Genomic DNA, 24,493 nt, shown 5'->3' on the forward strand with positions numbered 1-24,493 from the left:
GCATGCGCACAGTCAATTTCATCGCCCACAACGACATCAAGCTGCTGTATTGCGGCACCGATTACTTTCCCGCGCTCATAGCGGCCATTGACGGCGCGCGCTCGGAAGTCTATTTCGAAACCTATATCTTTGCCGATGACGCCACGGGCACCCTGGTGCTCGACGCCCTGAAACGGGCGGCTGCGCGCGGCGTGCTGGTGTGCATGATCACGGACTGGTTCGGCACGGGCAACCGCCGCGTCAAGGCCATGCATGCGCAGCTGGAAGCGGCCGGCGTGCACCACCGCATCTTCAATCCCTGGTTCCGGCGCGGCATCACGCGCACGCACCGCAAGATCTGCGTCGCCGATGGCGAGATCGCCCTGGTGGGCGGCATCAATATCAACGACGACATGTTTTGCGACTACGATCACAGCATCAGCCTGGAAGCGCCGCGCTGGGATTTCGCCGTGCAGGTGAAGGGGCCGCTGGTGGACGCCATCCATGAAGAGGTGCAGGCGCAGTGGGCGCGCCTGGGCAAGATGAACCTGGTGCGGCGTATCAAGCTGTACCGCAAGATGCGCATCGTCAGCAAGGAGCTGGCGAAAAACCCCGTCGTGGCCGGTTTTGTCGTGCGCGACAACCTGCGCAACCGCCGCACCATCCAGCGCGCCTACCTGCAGGCGCTGGGCCAGGCGAGGAAAAGCGTGATGCTGGCCAACCCGTATTTCGCGCCCGGTCACAAGCTGCGCCACGCCCTGGCCCAGGCGGCCCAGCGGGGCGTCGACGTGGTACTGCTGATCGGCGTGGGCGAATTCCGCATGCAAGATGCTGTGGCGCACTCGTTTTACCCGAAACTGCTGGCTGCCGGCGTGAAAATCGTCGAATACCGCAAGACGCAGCTGCACGCCAAGGTGGCCGTCGTCGACGACGACTGGGCGACGGTGGGTTCGAGCAATATTGACGCGCTGAGCCTGTTTTTGAACCAGGAAGCGAACGTGGTGATCAAGGACGTGGCCTTCGCGCAAAGCCTGCGCCAGCATATCGAGCAAGGCGTGGCCGACGGCATCGTGATTCACCAGGACGACTTCAAGCACATCGGTCGTTTCCGGCGCATCGGCTATGAAGCCGCCTTCCTCGTGTACCGGCTGGTGATGCGCATTTTTTCAGTAGGCAAGTACGCATGAACGAGATGACAACGGTCAGGCTGGACAAATGGCTGTGGGCGGCGCGCTTCTTCAAGACGCGCTCGCTGGCCAGCGAAGCCGTCGACACGGGCAAGGTCAAAGTGGGCGGCGAGCGCGTGAAACCGGCGCGCAGCGTGCGCGTGGGCGACGAGCTGGCCATCGACAATGGCGCGGAGACGTGGGAAGTGGCCGTGCTGGGCCTGTCCGACAAGCGCGGCGCGGCACCCGTGGCGCGCCTGCTGTATGAAGAAACGCCGGCCAGCATCGCCCGCCGCGAGCAGCTGGCCGAGGAGCGCAAGCTGTTCCGCGAGCCGGGCACCACCATCAAGGGGCGGCCGACCAAGCGCGACCGCCGTCAACTGAGCAAGGCTGGCGGCCTCGACTGAGGCGCGATTGTTACTATAAGGCAAGGGCGCACGGCGCTTTTGCCGTTTGAAACCGATACAAACACGCAGTCAGAAAATGCTGCGCTGCACCAATAGAACGCCGGCTCTAAAGTTCCCGTTTGACTTTTACGTGGTAGTGGATAATAGTACGAGCGTTCGGATTTTTTCGAAGCGTGCTTTTTTTTTACCCTCGCTTCAGTCCGCCAAATCGGCAACATCACTTTTAGAACGGACATCTTGAATACTTCAGTCAAATTCATGCGCAAGGGCGAGCTGACCCGTGCAGCCATCCTCGACGTGGCGCTGGACCTGTCCAGCCGCGACGGCCTGGAGGGCCTGACGATTGGGCTGCTTGCGGACAAAATGAACATGAGCAAGTCGGGCGTGTTTGCCCACTTCGGCTCGCGCGAGGACTTGCAGATGGAAGTGCTGAAGCTTTATCACTATCGTTTCGAGCAAGAAGTCTTTTTCCCCAGCATGAAAGAACCACGCGGCATCCAGCGCCTGCAATCGATGTTTGCGCGCTGGGTCAAGCGGGTCAGCGTGGAAATCGCTTCCGGCTGCATCTATATCAGTGGCGCCGTCGAGTATGACGACCGTCCCGGTCCCATCCGCGAGGCCCTGGTGGCCATGGTGCGGGCCTGGCAGGGCGCGCTGCTGCGCTGTGTCGAGCAATCGATCGCCACGGGCGACCTGAAAGCGGACACGGACGCCCAGCAGCTGGTGTACGAGATGTATGGCCTGATCCTGGCCCTGCATCACGACGCGCGCTTCCTGCGCGTGCCGGGCAGCATCGAACGGGCGCAAGCGGGATTTGTCCGCCTGCTGGCGTCGTACCAGAATTGCGCCACAAGTAAATAAGCCGTCAGGCAGTATCCGCAACAACGCACACGCACTACAAGTACAACACTTTAGCTAATCGCCTTCAGGAGAAAATTATGGGTCAATACGTCGCGCCAATCCGGGATATGCAATTCGTCCTGCATGAGTTCCTGCAAGTGGAAGAAGAACTGAAGCAAATGCCGTCGTACGCCGACGTCGACGCCGACATCATCAACCAGGTGCTGGAAGAGGGCGGCAAATTCACCTCCGAAGTATTGTTCCCGCTGAACCACTCCGGCGACCGTGAAGGCTGCCACCACGACCCCGTCACGAAAAGCGTGACCACGCCGAAAGGTTTCAAGGAAGCCTACAAGCAGTACGTCGAAGGCGGCTGGGCGGCGCTGGCTTGCGATCCGGAATACGGCGGCCAGGGCTTGCCTGTCGTGCTGAACAATTCGTTCTATGAAATGCTGAACTCGTCGAACCAGGCCTGGTCCATGTACCCGGGCCTGTCGCACGGCGCCTACGAGTGCCTGAAGGAACACGGCACCGACCACCAGAAGGAAGTCTACCTGCCGAAGCTGGTGTCGGGCGAATGGACGGGCACCATGTGCCTGACCGAACCGCACTGCGGCACCGACCTGGGCCTGCTGCGCTCGAAAGCGCTGCCTGAGGCGGACGGTTCCTGGACCATCACCGGCAACAAGATCTTCATCTCGGCCGGCGAGCACGACATGGCGGAAAACATCCTGCACCTGGTGCTGGCCCGCGTGCCGGACGCGCCGGAAGGCTCGAAAGGCATTTCGCTGTTCCTGGTACCGAAATTCCTGCCGAACGCGGATGGCACGGTCGGCGAGCGCAACCCGATCACCTGCGGCGCCATCGAAGAAAAAATGGGCATCCACGGCAATTCGACCTGCCAGATGAACCTGGACGGCGCCAAAGGCTGGATCATCGGCCAGCCGAACAAGGGCCTCAACGCCATGTTCGTCTTCATGAACGCGGCCCGCCTGGGCGTGGGCATGCAGTCGCTGGGCCTGACGGAGATCGCCTACCAGAACGCGCTGATCTACGCCAAGGACCGCACGCAAATGCGTTCGCTGTCCGGCATCAAGAACCCGGAACTGCCGGCCGACCGCATCATCGTGCACCCTGACGTGCGCCGCATGCTGCTGACGGGCAAAGCCTACGCGGAAGGCGCGCGCGCCTTCACCTCGTACGTGGCGCTGCAGATCGACCGCGAACTGCACCACCCGGACGCCGACGTGCGCAAGGAAGCGGCCGACGAAGTGGCGCTGCTGACCCCCGTCATCAAAGCCTTCATCACCGACAACGCCTGGATCGCCACCTCGGACGCGATGCAAGTGTTCGGCGGCCACGGCTACATTTCGGAATGGGGCATGGAGCAGTATGTGCGCGACGCGCGCATCAACATGATCTATGAAGGCACGAACACGATCCAATCGCTGGACCTGCTGGGCCGCAAGATCCTGGGCGACAACGGCGCCAAGCTGCGCAAGTTCGGCGAAAAAATCAAGGCTTTCGTCGAAGACAACGGCACCGATGAAGCGATGAGCGAATTCGTCACGCCACTGGGCGACCTGGGCGACAAAGTCACCAAGCTGACCATGGAAATCGGCATGAAGGCCTTCCAGAATCCGGACGAAGTGGGCGCGGCCTGCGTGCCTTACCTGCGCGTCGTCGGCCACATGATCTACAGCTACCTGTTCGCGCAGATGGCCAAGATCGCCCTCGAAAAAGAATCCAGCGGCGACAAGTTCTATACCGCCAAACTGGCTACCGCACGTTTCTACTTCGCCCGCTTGCAGCCTGAGACGGCAACCCTGATCCGTCAGGCGCGTTCCGGTTCGGCCAACCTGATGGCACTCGACGCAGACCTGTTCTAAGACTTGAGGAAAATATGACCAATTTCATCGTTAAAAAAGTAGCCGTCCTCGGCGCCGGCGTGATGGGTGCGCAGATCGCCGCCCATTGCATCAACGCGAAAGTGCCGGTCGTGCTGTTCGACCTGCCGGCCAAGGAAGGTCCAAAGAATGGCATCGTGCTGCGCGCCATCGAGAACCTGAAAAAACTGTCGCCTGCGCCGCTGGGCAACAAGGATGACGCCGCGCTGATCCAGGTGGCCAACTACGAAGACAACCTGGACTTGCTGGCCGGTTGCGACCTGATCATCGAAGCCATCGCCGAGCGCATGGACTGGAAACACGATCTGTACCAGAAGGTGGCCCCGCACATCGGCCCGAACGCGATCTTCGCCTCGAACACCTCGGGCCTGTCGATCACCAAGCTGGCCGAAGGCTTCGACGCCGACCTGAAATCGCGCTACTGCGGCGTGCACTTCTTCAACCCGCCGCGCTATATGCACCTGGTCGAGATCATCCCGACCGCGTTCACCAAACCCGAGATCGCCGACCAGCTGGAAGGCTTTTTGACCACCACCCTGGGCAAGGGCGTGGTACGCGCCAAGGATACGCCGAACTTCATCGCCAACCGCGTGGGCGTGTTCGGCATCCTGGCCATCGTGCACGAAGCCGAGAAATTCGGCCTGTCCGTGGACGTCGTCGATGACCTGACCGGCTCCAAGCTGGGCCGCGCCAAGTCGGGCACTTTCCGCACGGCGGACGTGGTCGGCCTGGACACCATGGGCCATGTGATCAAGACCATGCAGGACTACCTGCCGAACGACCCGTTCGCCGCCGTCTACAAGACGCCGGCCGTGCTGGCGCAGCTGGTGGAAAAGGGCGCGCTGGGCCAGAAGAGCGGCGCGGGCTTCTACAAGAAGGTCGGCAAGGAAATCCAGCGCCTCGACTTCGCCACCGGTGAATACGTGGCCGGCGGCGCCAAGGCCGCCGACATCATCGCCCGCATCCTGAAGGAAAGGGATCCGGTCAAGAAGATGAAGGCGCTGCGCGAATCGACGAATCCGCAAGGCCAGTTCCTGTGGGCGATCTTCCGCGACGCCTTCCACTACATCGCCATCCATCTGGACACCGTGGCCGACAACGCGCGCGACATCGACTTCGCCATGCGCTGGGGCTTCGGCTGGAACGTGGGCCCGTTTGAAACGTGGCAGGCATCGAACTGGCTGCAAGTGGCCAACTGGGTCAAGGAAGACATCGACGCCGGCCACGCGCTGTGCAACGCGCCTTTGCCTGCCTGGGTATTCGAAGGCCCGGTCGCTGAAAAAGGCGGCGTGCACACGCCGGAAGGTTCGTACTCCGCCGTGTCGAACAGCTTCGTGCCACGCTCTAACCTGTCCGTCTACGACCGCCAGCAGTTCCGCGCGCCGGTCCTGGGCAGCGGCGCCATCGACGGCAAGACCGCCGGCACCACCGTCTTCGAAGACGAATCCGTGCGCGTCTGGCATACGGGCGACGACGTCCTGATCATCTCGTTCAAGACGAAGATGCACGTGATCGGCGAAGGCGTCATCAATGGCCTGAAACTGGCCCTGGCCGAAGCGGAAAAGAACTTCAAGGGCCTGGTGATCTGGCACGCGGACGCAGCCGAAGGCGGCGCCTTCTCGGCCGGCGCCGACCTGCAATCGGCCCTGCCGGCCTTCATGCAAGGCGGCGTGAAAGCCGTCGATCCGATCATCGCCGAACTGCAGAACACCTTCATGTCGCTGAAGTACGCGAACGTGCCGGTGATCGCCGCGGTCGCCGGCCTGGCACTGGGCGGCGGTTGCGAGCTGGCGCTGCACGCATCGAAGCGCGTGGCCTCGATCGAGTCGTATATCGGCCTGGTGGAAGTGGGCGTGGGCCTGATTCCTGCCGGCGGCGGCTTGAAGGAAGCGGCGCAGCGCGCCTACAAGGAAGCCAAGGGCAACGACATCCTGCAATTCCTGAAAACGGGCTTTACCAATGCGGCCACCGCCAACGTGTCGAAATCGGCGCTGGAAGCGAAGAAGATGGGCTACCTGAAGGAAGACGACGTGATCGTGTTTAACGCCTACGAGCTGCTGCACGTGGCCAAGGTCGAAGCGCGCGCCATGTTCGACGCGGGCTTCCGTCCGGCGCTTCCTTCGCTGATCCAGGTCACGGGCCGTTACGGCTGGGGCACCATCAAGGCGCAGCTGGTCAACATGCGCGACGGCGGCTTCATTTCGGCGCACGATTTCAAGCTGGGCGAGATGATCGCCGAGATCGTATCGGGCGGCGACGTGGACCAGGGCAGTTTCGTCAGCGAACAGTGGCTGCTGGATATGGAACGTAAGGCATTCCTGGAGCTGTTGAACCATCCGAAAACCCAGGAACGGATCATGGGCATGATGCAGACCGGTAAGCCGGTACGCAACTAAGCACAGCGTCGATGACGATCCTGTCCCTCGTATTTAAAGTACTGCTGCGCGTGAGGCCAAGCATGGTGTATGACCGTATCAAACAACAGATGATGGACACCTTGCCCTTCGTGCGGCTGCTGGGGATCAGCATCGACGAGATCGGCGCCGGCACCTCGAAGGTGTCGCTGCCGGACGATCCCAAACTGCATAATCACCTGGGCACGCAGCACGCGGGCGCCTTGTTTACCCTGGCCGAAACGGCGTCCGGCGCGGCCATGGCTGGCGGCTTCGCCGAGCTGATACTGGGCTTGCGCCCGGTGGCCAAGGAGTCGCGCATCGCCTACCAGAAGGTGGCCCGGGGTGCGACGCGCGCCGAAGGCCGCGTGCCGGGCGACCTGGCTGCCTTGAAGGCGCAGCTGGCGCAGGATGGCAAGGTGGCGTTTCCCGTGGCAGTCGATATTTTCGATGCCGAAGGCACGCTGGCGGCACAGGTGACGGTGGACTGGTATCTGTCGCAGAAGCGCTAAGCGGCAACCTGACTACCCCCGGACATTCGACAGAACACGAACCTCGTTCAACATCTTTGAAAGAACAAAATGAGCAAACAACTTCAAGACGCCTACATCGTCTCTGCAACCCGCACCCCGATCGGCAAGGCGCCGCGCGGCATGTTCAGAAACACCCGCCCGGACGACCTGCTGGTGCGCGTGCTGCAATCGGCCCTGGCGCAAGCGCCTGGCCTCGACCCGGCATTGATCACCGACGCCATTATCGGCTGCTCGTTCCCGGAAGCGGAGCAGGGCTTCAATATCGCGCGTAACTCGGTGCTGCTGGCCGGCTTGCCGAAAACCGTCGGTGGCGTCACCGTCAACCGTTACTGCGCCTCGGGCATCACGGCCATCGCCATGGCGGCCGACCGCATCCGCGTGGGCGAAGCCGACGTGATGATCGCCGGCGGCATCGAATCGATGTCGATGGTGCCGATGATGGGCCACCACCCATCGATGAACCTGGACATGTTCAGCGACGAGAACATCGGCATGGCCTACGGCATGGGCCTGACGGCCGAAAAAGTGGCGCAGCAATGGAAAGTGTCGCGCGAACAGCAGGACGCGTTCTCCGTCGAATCGCACCGCCGCGCCATCGCCGCGCAGCAAGCCGGCTTCTTCAAGGCGGAAACGACGCCAGTGGAAATCATCACGCGCACGCCGAACCTGGCTACGGGCCAGGTGGACGTATCGCGCCGCACCGTCGACACTGACGAAGGCGCACGCGCCGATTCGTCGATGGAGTCGCTGGCAAAACTGAAACCAGTGTTCGCCGCCAAGGGCACCGTCACGGCCGCCAACAGCTCGCAGATGTCCGACGGCGCCGGCGCGCTGCTGATCGTCAGCGAGAAGATTTTGCGCGAACATAACCTGACCCCGCTGGCGAAATTCTCCTCGTTCGCCGTGCGCGGCGTGCCGCCGGAAATCATGGGCATCGGTCCGAAATTTGCCATTCCAGCAGCGTGCGCCGCCGCCGGCATCACGCAAGACCAGCTGGACTGGATCGAGCTGAACGAAGCGTTTGCCGCACAGGCATTGGCCGTCATCGGCGACCTGGGCCTGGATCCATCGAAGGTCAACCCGATGGGCGGCGCGATCGCCCTGGGCCACCCTCTGGGCGCCACCGGCGCCATCCGCGCCGCGACCGTGATCCATGCACTGCAGCGCACCAAGCAGAAGTACGGCATGGTGACTATGTGCGTAGGCGCCGGCATGGGCGCCGCCGGAATTTTTGAACGCGTCTAAGTTCGACGGGCTAAAGCAATAAAACAGGGCGCTGCGGGATTACCCCGGCGCCCTTTATCTTTTTGGAGACGACATGGATATTTTGTGCAGCAAGAGCGAGGGCATTCTGACCCTGGAATTCAACCGCCTGGAACGCAAGAATGCGATCACGGGTGCCATGTACCAGACCCTGGCCGACGCGCTGGTGGCGGCAGAGACGGACGACGCCGTACGCGCCATCCTGATCTGCGGCAAGCGCGAGATTTTCACGGCTGGCAACGACCTCGATGACTTCATGAAGACGGCGCGTCCGAAGGATGGCTCGCTCGACCATGACCGTCCCGTGTTCCAGTTCATGCGCGCCCTGTACGGCAGCAGCAAGCCCGTGGTGGCGGCCGTCTCCGGCCCCGCCATCGGCATCGGCACGACCTTGCTGATGCACTGCGACCTGGTCTACGCGGCAGACAACGCCAGCTTCTCGATGCCGTTCACGCAGCTGGGCCTGTGCCCGGAATTCGGCTCCAGCCTGCTGCTCACGCAACTGGCCGGCTACCCGCGCGCGGCGGAAAAGCTGATGCTGGGCGAAGCGTTCCCGGCCAGCGAAGCGCTGGAAATGGGCCTGGTCTCGAAGGTCGTGCCCCTGTATGACTTGATGACCTTCGCGCAAGGCCAGGCGGCCAAGCTGGTGGCCCTGCCGGCGGCCTCGATCCGCGCCACCAAGCGCCTGATGAAGCAAAGCCGCATGGAACCGATGAAGGCGGCCATCGCCGAGGAAAACAAACTGTTCAGCGCCATGCTGGGCGGCGCCGAGGCGAAGGAAGCGTTTACGGCCTTCTTTGAAAAGAGGAAGCCGGATTTCAAGAAGTTCGCCTAAGGCAGGGTCTGACATCGCGTCGGACCTTCACCATCTGATGCGGAAATGACGATCGACAATGAGAATGCGGTGGCCGGTCAGCGCGAAAACGACCACGTTTACAGCCGCTGCCGCAACTCATTGAATATAAAAGAAGTTTCTCAGCTGCGCCCCTGCAACGGGGGCTGGTCTTGACGTCGCGGCGAGCCTGATTGAAAACAGGGCCCAATAACGATTGCTTGGTGCGGCTACGGCTGCCGACAAGCAAACCTGACATTTTTATCTTTTATGATACTTTCCTGATGAATTTCATGTTTTATGCTAATGCATGGATTGCGACAGTTTCCATTCTCAAATGATGTGAAAGTTCATCGTCATGTATTTTCACGGCCATGACGACCAGTTGACGCGTATTGTCCGGGTATTGCTGCTGCAGGTAAAACAGGAGGAGCATTCATGATTCGATTGGTGTTGCTGTTATTGGGCGTTGAATATCTACGCAAGCGCTGGCGCAGTATCCTGCTGATCGGATTGATATGGCTGCTCGCAGGCCTGGTCATCTTTATTGACGCGCTCGACAATGCGATGTACTTCCCGATCAATTTTTTTGCTTACCTGTTCCTGGTCGAAGGTCTGGCAACGCTGGCTGTGGCATGGACTGGCGTCGGCGGACAGCGCATCTTGCGCTACGTGAAAGGCTACGCCGTGGTGCTGGCGGCGATGCTGATCTTCGCCGGTCACCACCATGGCAATTTCCTGTTATCGATGATTTTTGGAACGCTTTTTCTCGCCGACGGACTGATACAGTGCGTCTCTGCCTACATGGTCCGCTATCGGCGCTGGCGCGTGGCGTTTTCCTGGGGCCTGGCCGAGATTGCGCTGGCAATCTTCTTTTATCAGCCATACCCGACGCATTATGTTGGAACACTACCGTATTGCCTGGGCTTGTTTCTGATGTTTGGCGGCGCCAATTTGATGGGGCTGGCAAGCCGTGTTCGTCGCATGAGCGGTAATCCGGCCCTGTTGGAATCGGCGCATTCCGCAGTCCAGCCGGATGAACACCTTGCTTCTGCATATACCCAAGTGGAGTGGGACGGTCCTCCAGCGGAGCATGAACAGGCGCTGACGGTGCATGTCTGGACGCCTGCCGGTTCAGCCAGGTCGCCGACCCAACATTATCCGATTGTCGATCGCTATATCGCCGCAGTCGATGTCAACGGCGTGATCTCTACCGGGCATGCGGCATTGGAATCGCCGGAAGGTATTTATATCAGCCTGTATCCGCGCACAGAGATCGACCGTTCGCCGGACGATTTCGGGCGCCTGCTGCGCGCCACCCGGGAGAATGACGTGCCGGGCGTATTCCAGCCGGATTATGCGACAGAATCCAAGGCATGGTGCCCGTCCACCGTTCAGGTCCGTATCCGGAATTACGACCCGCGCCAGCTGCAGGCTTTCTGGCGACAGTATCGCTGCGACGAGACTTACAATCTCACGCATCGTAATTGTTCCAGTACTGTTGCCCGGGCATTGGAGGCGGCGATCGACGGCGCCGTTGGCCGCCTGTACGGGGATCGCGCAGGCTGGAGAGTGTTTTTCCGCATCCTGGCGACGCCGGAGTTGTGGGTAGCCGCCCAGATCCGCAAGCGTGCCGTGACGATGGCGTGGACGCCCGGGTTGACGCTCGATTATTCCAGGGCGCTCAGCATGCTGGCCGATCCGCGTCCATTCGCCTGGTGGAAATTGGCGAGGGCCGCCTTCAACAGGATGGCGCAATTGCGCCGCGAATGGCGTGCCCAGGACCATGGCGCCATCGATCTGCGCGAGAATGCTGGTGAAGACGCCATGCGTGACAAGCGCGCGTAGTTCGCCGTCGCTGCATTGAAATAGACGGATCTAGACGACTGGTCTAATTGTGCTACAATGCCCCGCATGAAAGCTGAATACACCGACGTGCGCCAGCACATTATCGACCAGGGCAAGGCCATCATCACGCGCAAGGGTTTTGCCGGCGTGGGGCTGAACGAGATTTTATCGGCCGCCGACGTGCCCAAGGGCTCGTTCTACCATTACTTCAAGTCCAAGGAATTGTTTGGTGTAGCGATGCTGGAAGACTACGTAACGCGCTACCTGGACGAAATGGAGCGCGTGCTGGGCCAGCCCGGCCGGAACGCGGCGCAGTCGCTGATGGCGTATTGGGCCAGCTGGACCAGCGACAGCCTCGATGGCAGCGGCTGCGACTGCCGTTGCCTGGTGGTCAAGCTCAGCAGCGAAGTGGCGGACATGTCGGAACCGATGCGCGTGGCGCTGCTTGGCGGCACCGACCGCATCATCGCCAGGCTGGCCCTGGCCATCGCGCGGGGCAGGGTGGACGATACGCTGCCATCGGTGGCCGACCCGGCGCAGATGGCCGCCACCTTGTACCAGCTGTGGCTGGGCGCGGCCATGTTGACCAAGCTGCGGCGCGACGCCAGCGCCTTGCAAACGGCCTGGCGGGCGACCCTGGCCATGCTGCAGCTGCCGCCGGATCAATAAGGGCGCCAGGTACGCGGATGACAGACATCCGCGTTTTTTTGAGCCGCATTCTAGACGACCAGTCTAATAATAAAGGAGCAGCATGAAGAATTTTGAATTCCACAACCCGACCCGTATCGTCTTCGGTCTTGATACCGTCATCAAATTGTCCACGCTGGTGCCGCACGATGCGCGCGTGCTGATCTTGTACGGCGGCGCCAGCGCGGAAAAGACGGGCACCCTGGCCGAAGTGCGCACGGCTCTTGCGCTGGGCCAGCGCACGGTGCAGGAGTTTGGCGGCATCGAACCCAATCCCAGCTATGAAACCCTGATGCGCGCCGTGGCCCAGGTGCGCAGCGAGAAGCTGGACTTCCTGCTGGCCGTCGGCGGCGGCTCCGTGATCGACGGCACCAAGTTCGTCGCCGCGGCCGCCCTGTATGACGGCGAGCCGTGGGAAATCGCCGAGCGCGGCGGCGCCAACGTGCAGCGCGCCCTGCCGTTCGGCACGGTGCTGACCTTGCCGGCCACCGGGTCGGAAATGAACAGCGGCGGCGTGGTGACGAAAAAAGCCACGCATGCCAAGCTGAGTTTTCGCAACCCGCTGCTGTACCCGCAGTTTTCCGTGCTCGACCCCGGCAAAACGTTTACCTTGCCGGCCACGCAGGTAGCCAATGGCCTGGTCGACGCCTTTGTCCATACCACGGAGCAGTATCTGACCTATCCGGTGCAGGCGAAGGTGCAGGACCGCTTTGCCGAAGGCTTGCTGCAGACCCTGGTTGAGATCGCGCCGCAGGCAGTCGCCTCGCCCGACGATTACGCCACGCGCGCCAACCTGATGTGGACGGCAACCCTGGCCCTGAATGGCCTGATCGGCGCCGGCGTGCCGCAGGACTGGGCCACCCACATGATCGGCCACGAATTGACGGCCCTGTACGACATCGACCATGCGCGCACCCTGGCCCTGGTGCTGCCCGCACTGCTGGACGTGCAGCGCGAGCAGAAACGCGGCAAATTGCTGCAATATGGCGAACGTGTCTGGAACATCACGGAGGGCAGCGACGACGAGCGCATCGCCGCCGCCATCGCCCGCACCCGCGCCTTCTTTGAAGGGCTGGGCATTCCGACCCGTTTGTCGGCCTATCAGCTGGGCCAGGAAGCGGTGGAAGCGGTTTTGACGCAACTGGAAGCACATGGCATGACCTCCCTCGGCGAACACCGCGATATCGACCTCGCGCGTAGCCGCCGTATCCTCGAAGCAGCATTGTAACCCTGACATAAAAGGAAACAACATGAACATCCTGATGGTACTGACCTCGCACGATCAACTGGGCGACACGGGCAAGAAAACCGGCTTCTGGCTGGAAGAATTCGCCGCGCCCTACTATGCCTTGCAGGAAGCGGGCGCGCAGCTGACGGTGGTTTCGCCCAACGGCGGCCAGCCGCCGCTGGACCCGAAAAGCGACGAGCCCGATTCGCAAACGGACGCCACGCGCCGCTTCAAGCAGGACGCCGCTGCGCAAGCCGTGCTGGCCAACACGGGCAAGCTGGCCGAGGTGAAGGCGGCCGACTTTGACGCCGTGTTCTACCCGGGCGGCCATGGCCCGCTGTGGGACCTGGCTGAAGACCCGCACTCGATCGCGCTGATCGAGCAGATGATCGCCGCCGGCAAGCCCGTCGCCGCCGTCTGCCACGCGCCTGGCGTGCTGCGCCACGTGAAGGCGGCCGACGGCTCGCCGCTGGTGCGCGGCAAGCAGGTGACGGGCTTTACGAATACCGAGGAAGACGCCGTCGGCTTGACGGCCATCGTGCCTTTCCTCGTCGAGGACATGCTCAAGCAAAACGGCGGCGTTTACTCGAAGCTGGGCGACTGGCAGCCGTACGCCGTCACCGATGGCTTGCTGGTCACGGGCCAGAACCCGGCCTCGTCGGAAGCGGCCGCCCAGGCGCTGCTCAAGCTGCTGGCTTGATGCCCCGCTAGTACGGCCGGCCGCCGGGCGTCATCCACCGCTGCGTCCGGCGGCCATGCCCGCCAGGATCAGGCCGACGGACGCATGCCAGGCCGTCTCGCTGGCGGGCCTGCCCGCCAGCGCATAGCCGTGCAGGAAATCGACGAGCGCATCGCGCCCGCGCAAGCGGGTTTTTTTATCCAGATCGAGGGCCTCCACGGCCAGCTCGAACAGCGTCGTAAAGCGCTCAGCCACATCGGTTTGCGTCACGAGTCCGCGTGCCATCAGGCGCACGAAATACGGTGTGGCGCTGACCAGTTCCAGGTACAGCGCGCACAGCGCGAGCAGGCGGCGCTGCGGCCCCTGGCGTTGCGTAAACGGCGGCTGGCGCGGATCGAGCGCGGCAAAACGCTGCGCCATCAGGGCCAGTAATAACTCCTCTTTTCCCGCATAGTAGTGATACAGGGCCATGGCATCGACGCCCAGCCGCTGCGCCAGCGCGCGCATGGAAAACGCTTCGCCTTGCTCTTCCAGCAGGGTCAAGGCCGCTTGCAGGATGGCGGTGCTGTCCAGCGCGGGCGCCACGCGGCGCGGACGTCCGGCACGGCGCACGGGAGATTCCAGGTCTTGAAGTTTTGGGGTTTTCATGGGCATAATTCTACACCGTAGAATTAATTGAAGGAACATCCATGAAAAAGCCTGTTGTCAGCGTATTTCTCGGCATCAGCATCGACGGCTGCATCGCCGGAGAAAACGGCGACCTGTCCTGGCTGGCCGAGCTGGCGCCCGACTCGCCCGACGCCACCGGCTACACTGCCTTGATGGAGCAGGTCGATACCTTGCTGATCGGCCGCACCACGTATGACGCCGTGCTGGGATTCGAGCCGTGGCCGTATGCGGGCAAGCGCGTGGTGGTATTGAGCCACCGCGACTTCGCGCCGCGCCATGGCGAGCAGCGCCGCGAGGGCAGCGTGCGTGAAGTACTGGAGGGGCTGGCCGAAGACGGCTGCCGCCACGTGTATCTCGATGGCGGCGCCGTCATCCGCGCCGGCTTGCGCGAGGGCGTCGTCGACAGCCTGACCTTGTCCGTGCTGCCCGTGGTGCTGGGCAAGGGCGTGCGCCTGTTCGAGGATTGCTTGCCGCGCAGCGACTGGCGCCTGGACCACACGCGCCAGCTGCCCAGCGGCGTGGTGCAGCTGCGCTATCTGAAAAATTAAACCGTGCCGGCGAGATCGACGATAAAGCCGGAATCGTAGCGATCGTTTTCCGGCGTGCCGTCGGGCCGCTTGTAGCCGCAGGGATTGCAGACGACGCGGCAGCCTTGCACGCGGTAGTCGAGCGAGGCGTGCATGTGGCCATGCACCCACAGGTCGGCCTGGGTTACCAGCTCGTCCAGTTGCGAGGCGAAAGCGGGCGAGCCCAGGTTTGTCGCGTATTGCTCTTCCACCGACAGCATCGACGGTGCCATGTGCGTGATGACGACCGTCTTGCCCTCGAACGGTTGCGCCAGCTGCTGCTCGAGCCACGAGCGGTGCTGCGCGTGCAGCTGCGCCGTGTCGCTGGCGCACAGCAGGCGCGGCGTGTCGCCGCCCGTGCTGATGCGCTTGTAGTCGGGCATGTAGCTTTGCGCCGCGCTCAAGGCTTCATCCCGGCGCTCGGCGCCGAACAGCAGAAAATCCGTCCACAGCGTGACGCCGAGGAAGCGCACGCCATCGAGCGTCACGGCGTCGCCGTCGAGCAGGCGGATGTTGGCGCCCTGCGCATTGGCGCTGGCGCAGGCGTCGCGCACGGCGTCCTGCATGCGTTCGAGCTGGTGGCCATACCCCTCGTGATTGCCATGCACGTACAGCACGGGCAGGGCGCCGAAGGTGCGCGCGGCCCAGGCGATGGCGTTGCTGCCCGTGTCGATGTCGCCGGCCAGGATCACCACGTCGGGGCGGCTGGCGGCAAGGTCGATGGCGGGCGTGTCTTCACCCCAGACTTCCAGGTGCAGGTCGGACAGAATCAGCAAACGCATGGCAATAGGGCGGCAGGGCGCACGAAAGTGTATGGACCTCTATCGTAGCGCAAGTCCGGATGATGGCTTGCTTGACCGCGCGAGGGTAGCGACGTTACTCTTTGGCATCGATTACCGCACACTCATTACTGGAGCCGCATGCCGCCTTTCTTCCTTCCCAAGTCCCTGCTCAGCATCGCGCTGGCCGCCCTGGCGCTGCCCTTGACGGCGCATGCCGCCACGCCCGCCGTCGATCCCTTGACGCAGCCGATCGCCTCGCCGTATGCGGCGCAGTGGAACCGCCCGCAGCAGCCGGCACGCATCCACGGCGACACGTATTACGTGGGCGTGGGCGGCTTGAGCGTGGTGCTGATCGATACGCGCGACGGCTTGATCCTGATCGATGGCGCGTTGCCGCAGTCGGTGGCCGCCATCAAGGAACATATCCTCGAGCTGGGCTTTCGCCTGGAAGACATCAAGTTCATCCTGAATACGGAAGCGCATTTCGACCATTCGGGCGGCATCGCCGCCCTGGCCCGCGACAGCGGCGCGCAGGTGGTCGCCAGCCCGCTCGGTGCACAGGCGCTGCGCGCGGGCTCGGTGCTCGCCATGGATCCGCAGGCGGGCGAAATCGACCCCATGCCGGCCGTGGAAAACGTGCGCGAGATCGCCGATGGCGAAACCCTGCAACTGGGCGAGGTGACCGTCACGGCGCGCTACACGCCTGGCCATACGCCGGGCAGCACCAGCTGGACCTGGGTCTCGTGCGAGGATGCCGAGCGTCAGGAATGCCTGAACGTGGTGTTCGGCGCCAGCCTCACGCCGGTGGCGGCCGACGATTTTCACTACCTGGGCGATGACCGCCATGGGGACCTGACGCCGGCCTTCCGCCGCGTCATGCAGGACTTTGCCAAACTGCCGTGCGACATTTTGATCTCGGCCCACCCGGACCACTCGGGCGGCGACCTGAAACTGACGCAATTGCTCGAAGGCGTCACGCCGAATCCCTTCATCGATGCGCAGGCGTGCCGCAATTACGCGGCCAAAAATGAAGTCAAGCTCGATGCCCGCATCGCGAAGGAAAAAGCGGCTGCGACAAAATAACAACGTTGGCGTCTTCGCCATGAAAAGCGGTTGACGCACTGCAGCATAAGGTGCAGAATCATCGTCCGCAGTTCAGCGCAGTTCAGATTAACCAGACAAAAGAAAGGAAACCCATGTTCGAGCAGGCTGGCAGCAAGTTGTACTACCACTAGCCCCGTGCATGACGCTCGGGGCCATCGGCACATTGCCGATCCCGAGCCGGTGTCCTGCAAAACCCCGGTGAGGAAACTCGCCGGGGTTTTTTTCTTTTAGACGACCCCGGCATAACGACAATACCAAGGAAGACGTTATGCCCATTCATCAGACTCTGCGCGGCGCCCATGTGCCCGTGCATATCTTTACCGACGATATCGACGCGCAGGCGCTGCGCCAGCTGCACAATATCGCCAGCCTGCCCATCGTCCATCCGCATGTGGCTGCCATGCCAGATGTGCATGCCGGCATCGGCGCCACCGTCGGCAGCGTGATTCCCACGCGCGGTGCCATCATCCCGGCCGCCGTTGGCGTCGACATCGGCTGCGGCATGAACGCCGTGCGCACGACCCTGACGGCCAGCGACCTGCCCGATAACCTGGCGCGCCTGCGCAGCGCCATCGAAGCGGAAGTGCCCGTCGGCTTCGAACAACATGCATGGAGCCGCGTGCAAGGCTCGCGCCAGGCGCGCGCCGTGCGGCCGCTCGGCGACCGCCTGGCGCACATCGTCGAGCGCCACCGGGGCATCGCCAAGATGCTGCGCCAGTTCGAGCGCACGTGGATTTGCCAGGCCGGCACCCTGGGGGGCGGCAATCACTTCATTGAAATCTGCCTCGACGAGGAGCAGCGGGTGTGGATCATGCTGCATTCGGGTTCGCGCGGCATCGGCAACGTGATCGGCCGTTACTTTATCTCCGCCGCGCAGAAGGACATGCGGCGCCACCAGCTGCAGCTGCCGGACGCGGACCTGGCGTACCTGAGCGAGGGCTCCACGGTATTTGACGACTATGTGGAAGCGGTGGATTGGGCGCAGGATTACGCGCTGCTCAACCGCAGCGAAATGATGCGCCGCGTGCTCGACGTGCTGGCGAAGTTTGCTCCGCCGTTCCGGCTCGACGGGGAAGCCATCAACTGCCACCACAACTACATCGCGCGCGAAACGCATGGCAATGAGGATTTATATGTGACGCGCAAGGGCGCCATTTCGGCGCGGCAGGGCGAGCTGGGCATCATCCCCGGCAGCATGGGCGCGCGCAGCTTCATTGTGCGCGGCAAGGGCAAGCCGGAATCGTTCTGTTCCTGCTCGCACGGGGCGGGGTGCAGCATGAGCCGCAGCGAGGCGAAGCGCCGCTTCAACCGCTTCGACCTCGCCGAGCAGACGGCCGGCATCGAGTGCCGCAAGGATGGCGGCGTGATCGACGAGATCCCCGCCGCCTATAAAAATATCGACGCCGTCATGGCGCATCAGAGCGACCTGGTGGAAGTGGTGCATACCTTGCGCCAGGTCGTCTGCATCAAGGGTTGAAAGGAGTGGCCATGAAGATCAAAGTGAAAATCCCGCCCAAGCCGCGCAACCCGCTGGTGGCGGCCGCCAGGCTGCGCGGCGGCGCCGGTGTGCATCAGTCGGAAGCGTCGCCGCGCGCGGCGCGCCGGGCCGGCAAGCACCGGCTGCAGCAACTGCTGGCGGGACGCCTGAAGCCCGAGGAGTAGCGCGCTGGATTAACGCAACGGCAGTTCGACGATGAAGTTCGGGTTGAACTGGGGATTTTGCGGCGTGCCGCTGCGCGTCTTGTAGCCGCAGGGGTTGGCTACGACGCGGCACGGGCCGATGCGGTAGTCGCGCGAGACGTGAATATGGCCATGCACCCACAGGTCCGCCTGCGCGGCCAGATCGTCCAGGCGCGAGGCATAGGCAGGCGAGCAGCCCTCGCTGCCGTAGGCGTCGTCGACCGAGCGCAGCGACGGCGCCATGTGGCTGATGACCACCGTGCGGCCGTCGAAGGGCTGCGCCAGTTCGCGCGCCAGCCAGGCTTTTTGCTGCGCGTGGAACATCGCCGTGTCGGCCGCGCGCAGCTTGCGAAAGCCCATGCTGGCCAGGCGGATGCGCTTGTAGTCGTTCATGACGGCTTCCGCGTCGCGCATGGCCGCTTGCCGCGTGTCGTCGCCCAGCAGGCGGAAATCCGTCCACAGGGTGGCGCCCAGGAAGCGCACCTTGCTGCCTGCCGGGTCGGTGAAGACGTGGGTATCGGCGTCGAGAAAATGCACGTTCGGCGTGGCGGCGCAGGCCGCGCGCAGCTCCTGGCGCACCTTGTCGAGGTGGTGGCCATAGCCTTCGTGGTTGCCATGCACGTACAGCACGGGCAGGCCCGCAAACGCGGTGGTGGCCCAGGCGACGGCGCGCGCGCCCGTGTCGATGTCGCCGGCCAGGATCACGGCGTCGGGACGGCTGAGCGCGAGGTTGCCCTGCGGCGCTTCGTCGCGCCATAGCTCATGGTGCAGGTCCGACAGAATCAATAAACGCATGCGGTATCCAGGCGATTCGGGAGTACGCCATCGTACCTGAAAACCGTCACTCCTCCTCCAGCGCGGCGAAGCTGTGCGCCAGGTAGTCGATCAGCGCGCGCACGGCCGGCAGCAGGCCGCGCCGCGACGGGAAGACGGCGTGGATGATTTCGCGCTGCGGCCGCCATTGTCCCATCAGCGGCAGCAGGCTGCCGTTGGCCACCTGTTCGGTGATCATCATGGTCGGCAGCTGCACCACGCCCACGCCGGCCACGGCCGCGTCGCGCAGGGTCAGCATGTCGCCCGTGACGAAGCGCGGCACGTGGCGCAGCTGGGCGCGCGCGCCATCGGGGCCATATAAATCCCACTGGTAGTGCTGCTGCGGCATGCCCAGGGCCAGGCTGGGCCAGTCCGCCAGGTCGGCCGGGGCTGTCGGCAGCGGCGCGTCGCCGAACAGCAGCGGGCTGCCCACCATGCACTGGCTGCGTTCGGCCAGCACGCGCAGCACCAGGTCGCTGTCGGGCAGCGGCGGCGGGCGCACGCGGATGGCCACGTCGATGCCCTCGGCCACCAGGTCGACGCGGCGGTTGCTCGCTTCGAGCAGCAGGGTCACCTGCGGATGGTCGCGCATGAAACCGGCCAGCATGGGAGCGACCAGGGAATGCAGCAGGGCGATGGGGCAGGACAGGCGCACCGTGCCGCGCGGCGCGGCCCGCGTCAGTTCGATCGCTTCCTGCGCCGCCTCCGCTTCCACCAGCATCGCCTTGCAATGCTCGTAAAACGTCTGCCCCACATCGGTGACGGAAAAATGCCGCGTCGTGCGCTGCAGCAGGCGCGCGCCCAGGCGCTCTTCGAGCAGTGCGATGCGCCGGCTCAATTTGGACTTCGGTATGCCCAGCGCGCGCCCGGCCGGGGCGAAGCCGCCATGGTCGACCACCTGCACAAAGTAATACAAATCGTTCAAATCCTGCATGCCGCCTCCTTGATCGTTCTATTTTTGGAACGCTGATGGCGAATTTTACCGTCTACCGGCTTCATCGTTGCAAGCGTATTCTGTTTCCATCGTAATGCAAACCAACAGGAGATCGAGATGAACACAGTCACAGGTATCTACAGCGCACCGCGCCAGCACTGGGTCGGCGACGGTTTTCCCGTGCGCTCGATGTTTTCGTATAACGGCCATGGCAAGCAGCTGAGCCCCTTCCTGCTGCTCGACTATGCCGGCCCCGCCGAATTTGCGCCCGGCACGCGTCCGCCCGGCGTCGGCTCGCACCCGCACCGCGGTTTCGAGACGGTGACCATCGTCTACAAGGGCGAAGTGGCGCACCGCGATTCGACGGGCCAGGGCGGCGTGATCGGCCCCGGCGACGTGCAGTGGATGACGGCCGGCGCCGGCATCCTGCATGAAGAGTTTCACTCGCCTGCCTTCACGCGGTCGGGCGGCACGCTGGAAATGGTGCAGCTGTGGGTGAACCTGCCGGCGAAAAACAAGATGACGGCGCCCGGCTACCAGGCCATCACCAGCGACACGATTCCCGCGGTAGCGCTGCCCGACGGCGCCGGTGCCGTGCGCGTGATCGCCGGCGACTTCGACGGCCGGCATGGCCCTGCCCGCACGTTCTCGCCGATGCAGGTGTGGGATGTGCGCCTGGCCCAGGGCAAGCTGACGGCGCTGCCGGTGCACGCCGGCTGGAGCACGGCGCTGATCGTTTTGCATGGCACGGTGCTGGTCAATGGCGAGAGCGTGGTGCGCGAAGCGCAGATGGCGCTGTTCGGGCGCGACGGCGACAGCATCACCGTCGAGGCGAACAGCGACGCCGTGGTGCTGCTGCTGAGCGGCGAGCCGATCGACGAGCCCATCGTCGGCCATGGCCCCTTCGTCATGAACACCGAGGCGGAAATCGCGCAGGCGTTCGAGGATTTCAACAGCGGCCGCTTTGCCCGCATCGCGCCGTAGTCATTTTATGCAGTACCCATGCCGCATTCCGCGGCATGGTTTTTCAGGAGACCACGATGAGTACCCCCGCCAACTTCCAAGGTTTGCCACCGATGATCGATCCCGACGACGCCGTCATGCTGCTGATCGACCACCAGAGCGGCTTGTTCCAGCTGGTGCGCGACATCGAGCAGCACGTGCTGCGCGGCCACGTCACGGCGCTGGCCAAGCTGTCGCGCCTGGCCAATATGCCGACTTTTACCACCGCTTCCGTGCCCGACGGCCCGAACGGCCCCTTGATCCCGGAAATCCACCATTTCAACCCGGAAGCCGTCTACATCCCGCGCACGGGCCAGATCAATGCCTGGGACAACCCGGCCTGGGTCGAGGCCATCGAAAAGACGGGCCGCAAGACCCTGCTGATCGCCGGCACGCTCACCAGCGTATGCATGGCCTTCCCCACCATCAGCGCGCTGGCGGCCGGCTACAAGGTGTTTGCCATCATCGATGCCTCGGGCAACTGGTCGAAGATGGCCACCGACATCACCATGGCGCGCGTCACGCAGGCGGGCGCCGTGCCGATCGACACGTATGCCGTGCTGGCTGAAGTGATGAGTACCTGGAACCGCGCCGATGCGATGGATTTCGCCGCCATCATGACGGACCACATCGTGCCGCCGTACCGCGCGCTGATCGAGAGCTACGACAAGGCGCAGGGCGTGCAAAAGAATGGCCGCGAGACCAAGCTGGAAATCCTCGAGGCGGCCAGCAAGGGCTGATCGCCTTACGGCGCGTCGTAGCGGGCGCGTATCGCCGCCAGCACGCCGCGCTGCTCCAGGCGCGTGATGGCGGCGTTCAGGCGCGCCAGATCGGCCGTGCTGGTGCTGCGCGCATTGAGCATCAGGTGCACGGGCGCGCGCAGGGCGAGGAAGGGCGGGGCGGTCAAGGCGACGCCCTGCAGGCGCGCTTCGTGGCGCACGGCCAGCACGTCGCCCAGCAACAGGTCGGCGCGGCCCGCGTCGAGCATGAGGATGCCTTGCCGGAAGCTGCCGAAGGTATTCAGGCGGCCGTCTTTTTCCAGCGCCGGACGGGCCGCGGCGTACTGCGCGCCATACCAGCCCACCTTGGGCGCGAGCAGGGTGGCCTTGCCGCGCGCCAGCTGGCCGAAGCTGCCGACATGGCGCTGCGCGGCGGGCGTGCCGGCCTTGCCGAAGACGCCGACGGCTTCATCGCGGTACGAGATGGAGAAGCGGGCGTAGGACTGGCGTTCCGGCGTTTCGGACGCGGCCAGCATCAGGTCCAGTCCGCCTGTCTGGAACAGCAGCTGGCGCCGCGCCGTGGGCAGTTCCGGCAAGGTGACCAAGGTGCAGTGCGCTTCCTTGAAGATGGCCTGCAGCAATTCCAGGTCCAGACCCGTATAGCTGCCTTGGGCGTCGCGATACAGGTACGGCGGCCATTGCTCGAGCGCCATTGTCATGCGGCAGGCCTGGGCGGGCAGGGCCGATACGCCGAGCACTGCCGCAAACAGGAGATGGCGCATGCGCATACGGGTGCTTCCATAGAGTTTCAACTTGATATTCAATTTGCCAGAATGGCCAGGGAAGTCAAGCATGGCATCCACTTTTCCCTATACGGAGGACTTAAAGGGACCCGACACAAGGGCTCTGCGCAAGATGCATCGGCCGGTGACAGCATTTTCTCTTTTAAAATATCTATTTGATAATATTAAAAAACAGTGGTTTAATTGTTTAGTTGCTAATTTTGGCAACTGCCACTTTGAGGAATCTATGGCACATCAATTGTCCGCTCTGGCTGCCGTTCTGGCTTTTTCCCTCTCATCCAGTGCATTTGCTGGTACCACGATAGGAACGCAAGGTTTTACGATTAAGGATACTTGGGGCGAGGGCCTCAGGTTGATCTCCGATAGCAACAATGTCGCCAAGTTCGACCTGACAAATATCGCCGGACTCAACTATTCGTTAACGGATACGAATCCTTGGTCGGCTGGCAATGGGACACTCGATTTTTTCGATGTCAGCGCGCGCGATGGCTATCGCGTGATCAGCGTTGAGTATAGCGGCGTGATCAGCGGCGAATTGATACCGGCACCTGATTACCCCGACAGTTGGCCTTATTCGTATTGGGGGGGCACCGCGACAAACAATTCGCAGGCATATTTTGGTACCTACGCCGAAGACACCGACCTGGCCAATAATTCGCAAAAAGTATTAACTTTCACAGATCTTAATGGCACTGTGCCGTTTTCCCTGAAAAATAGTACGCAGCAGCTGCCGCAAACGTTTAAGATTTGGCTTGAGGTCTATGCTTGGGTTTCGGGGACGCCAGGTGGCGGACAATGGTTTCCGGGAGAGGGAGATGACGGCTACTATTCCTGGATGACACCATCGACTGCCAAGCTGGGCATTCTCAATCCCGTTCTGACGCTCACCTATGCCCCGCTCTCGGCCGTACCGGAACCGTCCACGTACGCGATGTTGCTGGCCGGCCTGGCTTTATGTGGCATCGTGCGTCGTCGTCGGGCAGGCTGATACTGCATCGCGTGATGCGGGGGAGCAAATCGGCTATAGTGGCGCGGTGCCACCACTGCCCCGCAAAGGAAATCCGCTTGACTCCCCCGCTCGAGATCGCCGCCAATGTTTTGATGACTGCCTCCATCATCCTGGCTGGACGCAATAATATCCATTCCTGGTGGATCGGCATGGTCGGCTGCGTGCTGTTCGCCGTACTGTTTTTCCAGGTCAACCTGTACGCCGACGTGATGCTGCAGCTCTTTTTCATCGTCACCTGCGTCATCGGCTGGCTGCAATGGCGGCGCGGCGCCGGCGGCAAGCCCTTGCCGATCACGCGCACGGGCCGGCGCATTCTGGCCTGGGTGGTGCCGGCCGGTATCGCCTCCGTGGCGATCTACGGCATGCTGCTGCACCGCTTCACGAATGCCTACGCGCCCTTCATCGATTCGGCCGTGCTGGTGTTCAGCATCATCGCGCAATTTTTGCTGATGAGCCGGCGCATCGAAACGTGGGCCTTCTGGCTGCTGGTCAACACTGTGGCCGTGCCGCTCTACTACAGCCGCGGTTTGCACCTGACGGCCGTGCTGTATGCGGCCTACTGGGTCAATGCCGTCATTTCCTGGTACTGGTGGAGCGTGCAGGCGCGCCGCGCGGCGGCCGCGCCGCAGGCGATGGCCGACGCCTGATAT

The 24,493-nt window shown here is 63.0% G+C and carries 24 protein-coding genes and 1 pseudogene; 20 read left to right on the forward strand and 5 right to left on the reverse strand.

Annotated features, from left to right (window positions below; genetic code table 11):
* Positions 1–2 precede the first annotated feature (2 nt).
* From clsB to AC3RCG_RS03810, 12 genes are all read left to right on the forward strand, one after another.
* Positions 3–1,166 carry a cardiolipin synthase ClsB gene (gene clsB / locus AC3RCG_RS03755; RefSeq protein ID WP_492404201.1) on the forward strand — a complete coding sequence of 388 codons (1,164 nt, stop codon included), beginning with the start codon at positions 3–5 and terminating at the stop codon, positions 1,164–1,166.
* Positions 1,163–1,552, forward strand: a complete 390-nt coding sequence (locus tag AC3RCG_RS03760) for an RNA-binding S4 domain-containing protein (protein WP_070312529.1) — start codon at positions 1,163–1,165, stop codon at positions 1,550–1,552. The genes clsB and AC3RCG_RS03760 overlap by 4 nt, the downstream gene beginning before the upstream one ends.
* Positions 1,553–1,810: 258 nt before the next feature.
* Positions 1,811–2,413 (forward strand): TetR/AcrR family transcriptional regulator, encoded by a 603-nt coding sequence (locus AC3RCG_RS03765; RefSeq protein WP_070312530.1) that lies wholly within the window; start codon positions 1,811–1,813, stop codon positions 2,411–2,413.
* Between the two features lie 77 nt (positions 2,414–2,490).
* A complete protein-coding gene (locus AC3RCG_RS03770; protein ID WP_034753387.1) occupies positions 2,491–4,281 on the forward strand; it encodes an acyl-CoA dehydrogenase C-terminal domain-containing protein in 1,791 nt (596 codons plus the stop codon).
* A 14-nt stretch (positions 4,282–4,295) separates the two neighbouring features.
* A complete protein-coding gene (locus AC3RCG_RS03775; RefSeq protein WP_492404198.1) occupies positions 4,296–6,695 on the forward strand; it encodes a 3-hydroxyacyl-CoA dehydrogenase/enoyl-CoA hydratase family protein in 2,400 nt (799 codons plus the stop codon).
* 11 nt (positions 6,696–6,706) lie between these two features.
* Complete coding sequence (locus tag AC3RCG_RS03780) at positions 6,707–7,204, forward strand: PaaI family thioesterase (RefSeq protein ID WP_230506575.1); 498 nt, start codon at positions 6,707–6,709, stop codon at positions 7,202–7,204.
* A gap of 69 nt (positions 7,205–7,273) precedes the next feature.
* Positions 7,274–8,470 carry an acetyl-CoA C-acyltransferase gene (locus AC3RCG_RS03785; RefSeq protein ID WP_070221628.1) on the forward strand — a complete coding sequence of 399 codons (1,197 nt, stop codon included), beginning with the start codon at positions 7,274–7,276 and terminating at the stop codon, positions 8,468–8,470.
* 73 nt (positions 8,471–8,543) lie between these two features.
* Positions 8,544–9,323 (forward strand): enoyl-CoA hydratase, encoded by a 780-nt coding sequence (locus tag AC3RCG_RS03790; RefSeq protein ID WP_492404195.1) that lies wholly within the window; start codon positions 8,544–8,546, stop codon positions 9,321–9,323.
* A gap of 435 nt (positions 9,324–9,758) precedes the next feature.
* Complete coding sequence (locus tag AC3RCG_RS03795; protein WP_492404193.1) at positions 9,759–11,168, forward strand: HdeD family acid-resistance protein; 1,410 nt, start codon at positions 9,759–9,761, stop codon at positions 11,166–11,168.
* Between the two features lie 66 nt (positions 11,169–11,234).
* Positions 11,235–11,837 carry a TetR/AcrR family transcriptional regulator gene (locus AC3RCG_RS03800; protein ID WP_070221625.1) on the forward strand — a complete coding sequence of 201 codons (603 nt, stop codon included), beginning with the start codon at positions 11,235–11,237 and terminating at the stop codon, positions 11,835–11,837.
* 82 nt (positions 11,838–11,919) lie between these two features.
* Positions 11,920–13,083: an iron-containing alcohol dehydrogenase gene (locus AC3RCG_RS03805; RefSeq protein ID WP_492404191.1), complete on the forward strand. Its 1,164-nt coding sequence runs from the start codon at positions 11,920–11,922 to the stop codon at positions 13,081–13,083.
* Between the two features lie 22 nt (positions 13,084–13,105).
* The gene (locus tag AC3RCG_RS03810) at positions 13,106–13,783 is read left to right on the forward strand and encodes a type 1 glutamine amidotransferase domain-containing protein (RefSeq protein ID WP_492404189.1); all 678 of its coding nucleotides are present in this window, start codon (positions 13,106–13,108) and stop codon (positions 13,781–13,783) included.
* Between the two features lie 30 nt (positions 13,784–13,813).
* Here the strand turns inward: AC3RCG_RS03810 and AC3RCG_RS03815 are convergent, their stop codons facing one another.
* Complete coding sequence (locus AC3RCG_RS03815) at positions 13,814–14,410, reverse strand: TetR/AcrR family transcriptional regulator (protein WP_492404187.1); 597 nt, start codon at positions 14,408–14,410, stop codon at positions 13,814–13,816.
* A 41-nt stretch (positions 14,411–14,451) separates the two neighbouring features.
* Between AC3RCG_RS03815 and AC3RCG_RS03820 the strand changes: the two genes are divergently transcribed.
* Positions 14,452–14,979 (forward strand): dihydrofolate reductase family protein, encoded by a 528-nt coding sequence (locus AC3RCG_RS03820; RefSeq protein WP_070221621.1) that lies wholly within the window; start codon positions 14,452–14,454, stop codon positions 14,977–14,979.
* Here AC3RCG_RS03820 and AC3RCG_RS03825 read toward each other — a convergent pair.
* On the reverse strand, positions 14,976–15,779 hold the full coding sequence (locus tag AC3RCG_RS03825; RefSeq protein ID WP_492404184.1) for a metallophosphoesterase family protein: 804 nt from the start codon (positions 15,777–15,779) through the stop codon (positions 14,976–14,978). The genes AC3RCG_RS03820 and AC3RCG_RS03825 overlap by 4 nt on opposite strands.
* Positions 15,780–15,917: 138 nt before the next feature.
* On the opposite strand from AC3RCG_RS03825, the gene bla reads away from it, so the two are divergent.
* The 3 genes from bla to AC3RCG_RS03840 all read left to right on the forward strand — a co-directional run bounded on the left by bla (position 15,918) and on the right by AC3RCG_RS03840 (position 18,545).
* Complete coding sequence (bla, locus tag AC3RCG_RS03830; protein WP_492404182.1) at positions 15,918–16,862, forward strand: subclass B3 metallo-beta-lactamase; 945 nt, start codon at positions 15,918–15,920, stop codon at positions 16,860–16,862.
* Between the two features lie 289 nt (positions 16,863–17,151).
* Positions 17,152–18,360 (forward strand): RtcB family protein, encoded by a 1,209-nt coding sequence (locus tag AC3RCG_RS03835; protein WP_492404180.1) that lies wholly within the window; start codon positions 17,152–17,154, stop codon positions 18,358–18,360.
* Positions 18,361–18,371: 11 nt separating this feature from the next.
* Positions 18,372–18,545, forward strand: a complete 174-nt coding sequence (locus AC3RCG_RS03840; protein ID WP_492404178.1) for a hypothetical protein — start codon at positions 18,372–18,374, stop codon at positions 18,543–18,545.
* 9 nt (positions 18,546–18,554) lie between these two features.
* Here the strand turns inward: AC3RCG_RS03840 and AC3RCG_RS03845 are convergent, their stop codons facing one another.
* The gene (locus AC3RCG_RS03845; protein WP_492404176.1) at positions 18,555–19,358 is read right to left on the reverse strand and encodes a metallophosphoesterase; all 804 of its coding nucleotides are present in this window, start codon (positions 19,356–19,358) and stop codon (positions 18,555–18,557) included.
* Between the two features lie 46 nt (positions 19,359–19,404).
* Positions 19,405–20,310 (reverse strand): LysR family transcriptional regulator, encoded by a 906-nt coding sequence (locus AC3RCG_RS03850; protein ID WP_492404174.1) that lies wholly within the window; start codon positions 20,308–20,310, stop codon positions 19,405–19,407.
* Between the two features lie 117 nt (positions 20,311–20,427).
* Here AC3RCG_RS03850 and AC3RCG_RS03855 point away from each other — a divergent pair, with 117 nt between their 5' ends.
* Positions 20,428–21,294, forward strand: coding sequence for a pirin family protein (locus tag AC3RCG_RS03855; protein WP_492404173.1), 867 nt, complete (start codon positions 20,428–20,430; stop codon positions 21,292–21,294).
* A gap of 56 nt (positions 21,295–21,350) precedes the next feature.
* Positions 21,351–22,052: an isochorismatase family protein gene (locus tag AC3RCG_RS03860; protein WP_492404171.1), complete on the forward strand. Its 702-nt coding sequence runs from the start codon at positions 21,351–21,353 to the stop codon at positions 22,050–22,052.
* A gap of 5 nt (positions 22,053–22,057) precedes the next feature.
* Here the strand turns inward: AC3RCG_RS03860 and AC3RCG_RS03865 are convergent, their stop codons facing one another.
* Positions 22,058–22,813: a substrate-binding periplasmic protein gene (locus tag AC3RCG_RS03865; RefSeq protein ID WP_492404169.1), complete on the reverse strand. Its 756-nt coding sequence runs from the start codon at positions 22,811–22,813 to the stop codon at positions 22,058–22,060.
* A gap of 919 nt (positions 22,814–23,732) precedes the next feature.
* Between AC3RCG_RS03865 and AC3RCG_RS03870 the strand changes: the two are divergent.
* Together AC3RCG_RS03870 and pnuC are read left to right on the forward strand one after the other, a co-directional pair.
* A pseudogene (locus tag AC3RCG_RS03870) lies at positions 23,733–23,822 on the forward strand (PEP-CTERM sorting domain-containing protein); the annotation flags it as partial.
* A gap of 77 nt (positions 23,823–23,899) precedes the next feature.
* Positions 23,900–24,490 carry a nicotinamide riboside transporter PnuC gene (gene pnuC, locus AC3RCG_RS03875; RefSeq protein ID WP_083287966.1) on the forward strand — a complete coding sequence of 197 codons (591 nt, stop codon included), beginning with the start codon at positions 23,900–23,902 and terminating at the stop codon, positions 24,488–24,490.
* The last annotated feature ends 3 nt before the right edge of the window (positions 24,491–24,493 follow it).

The organism is Janthinobacterium sp. GW823-FHT01H08, from assembly GCF_058797855.1.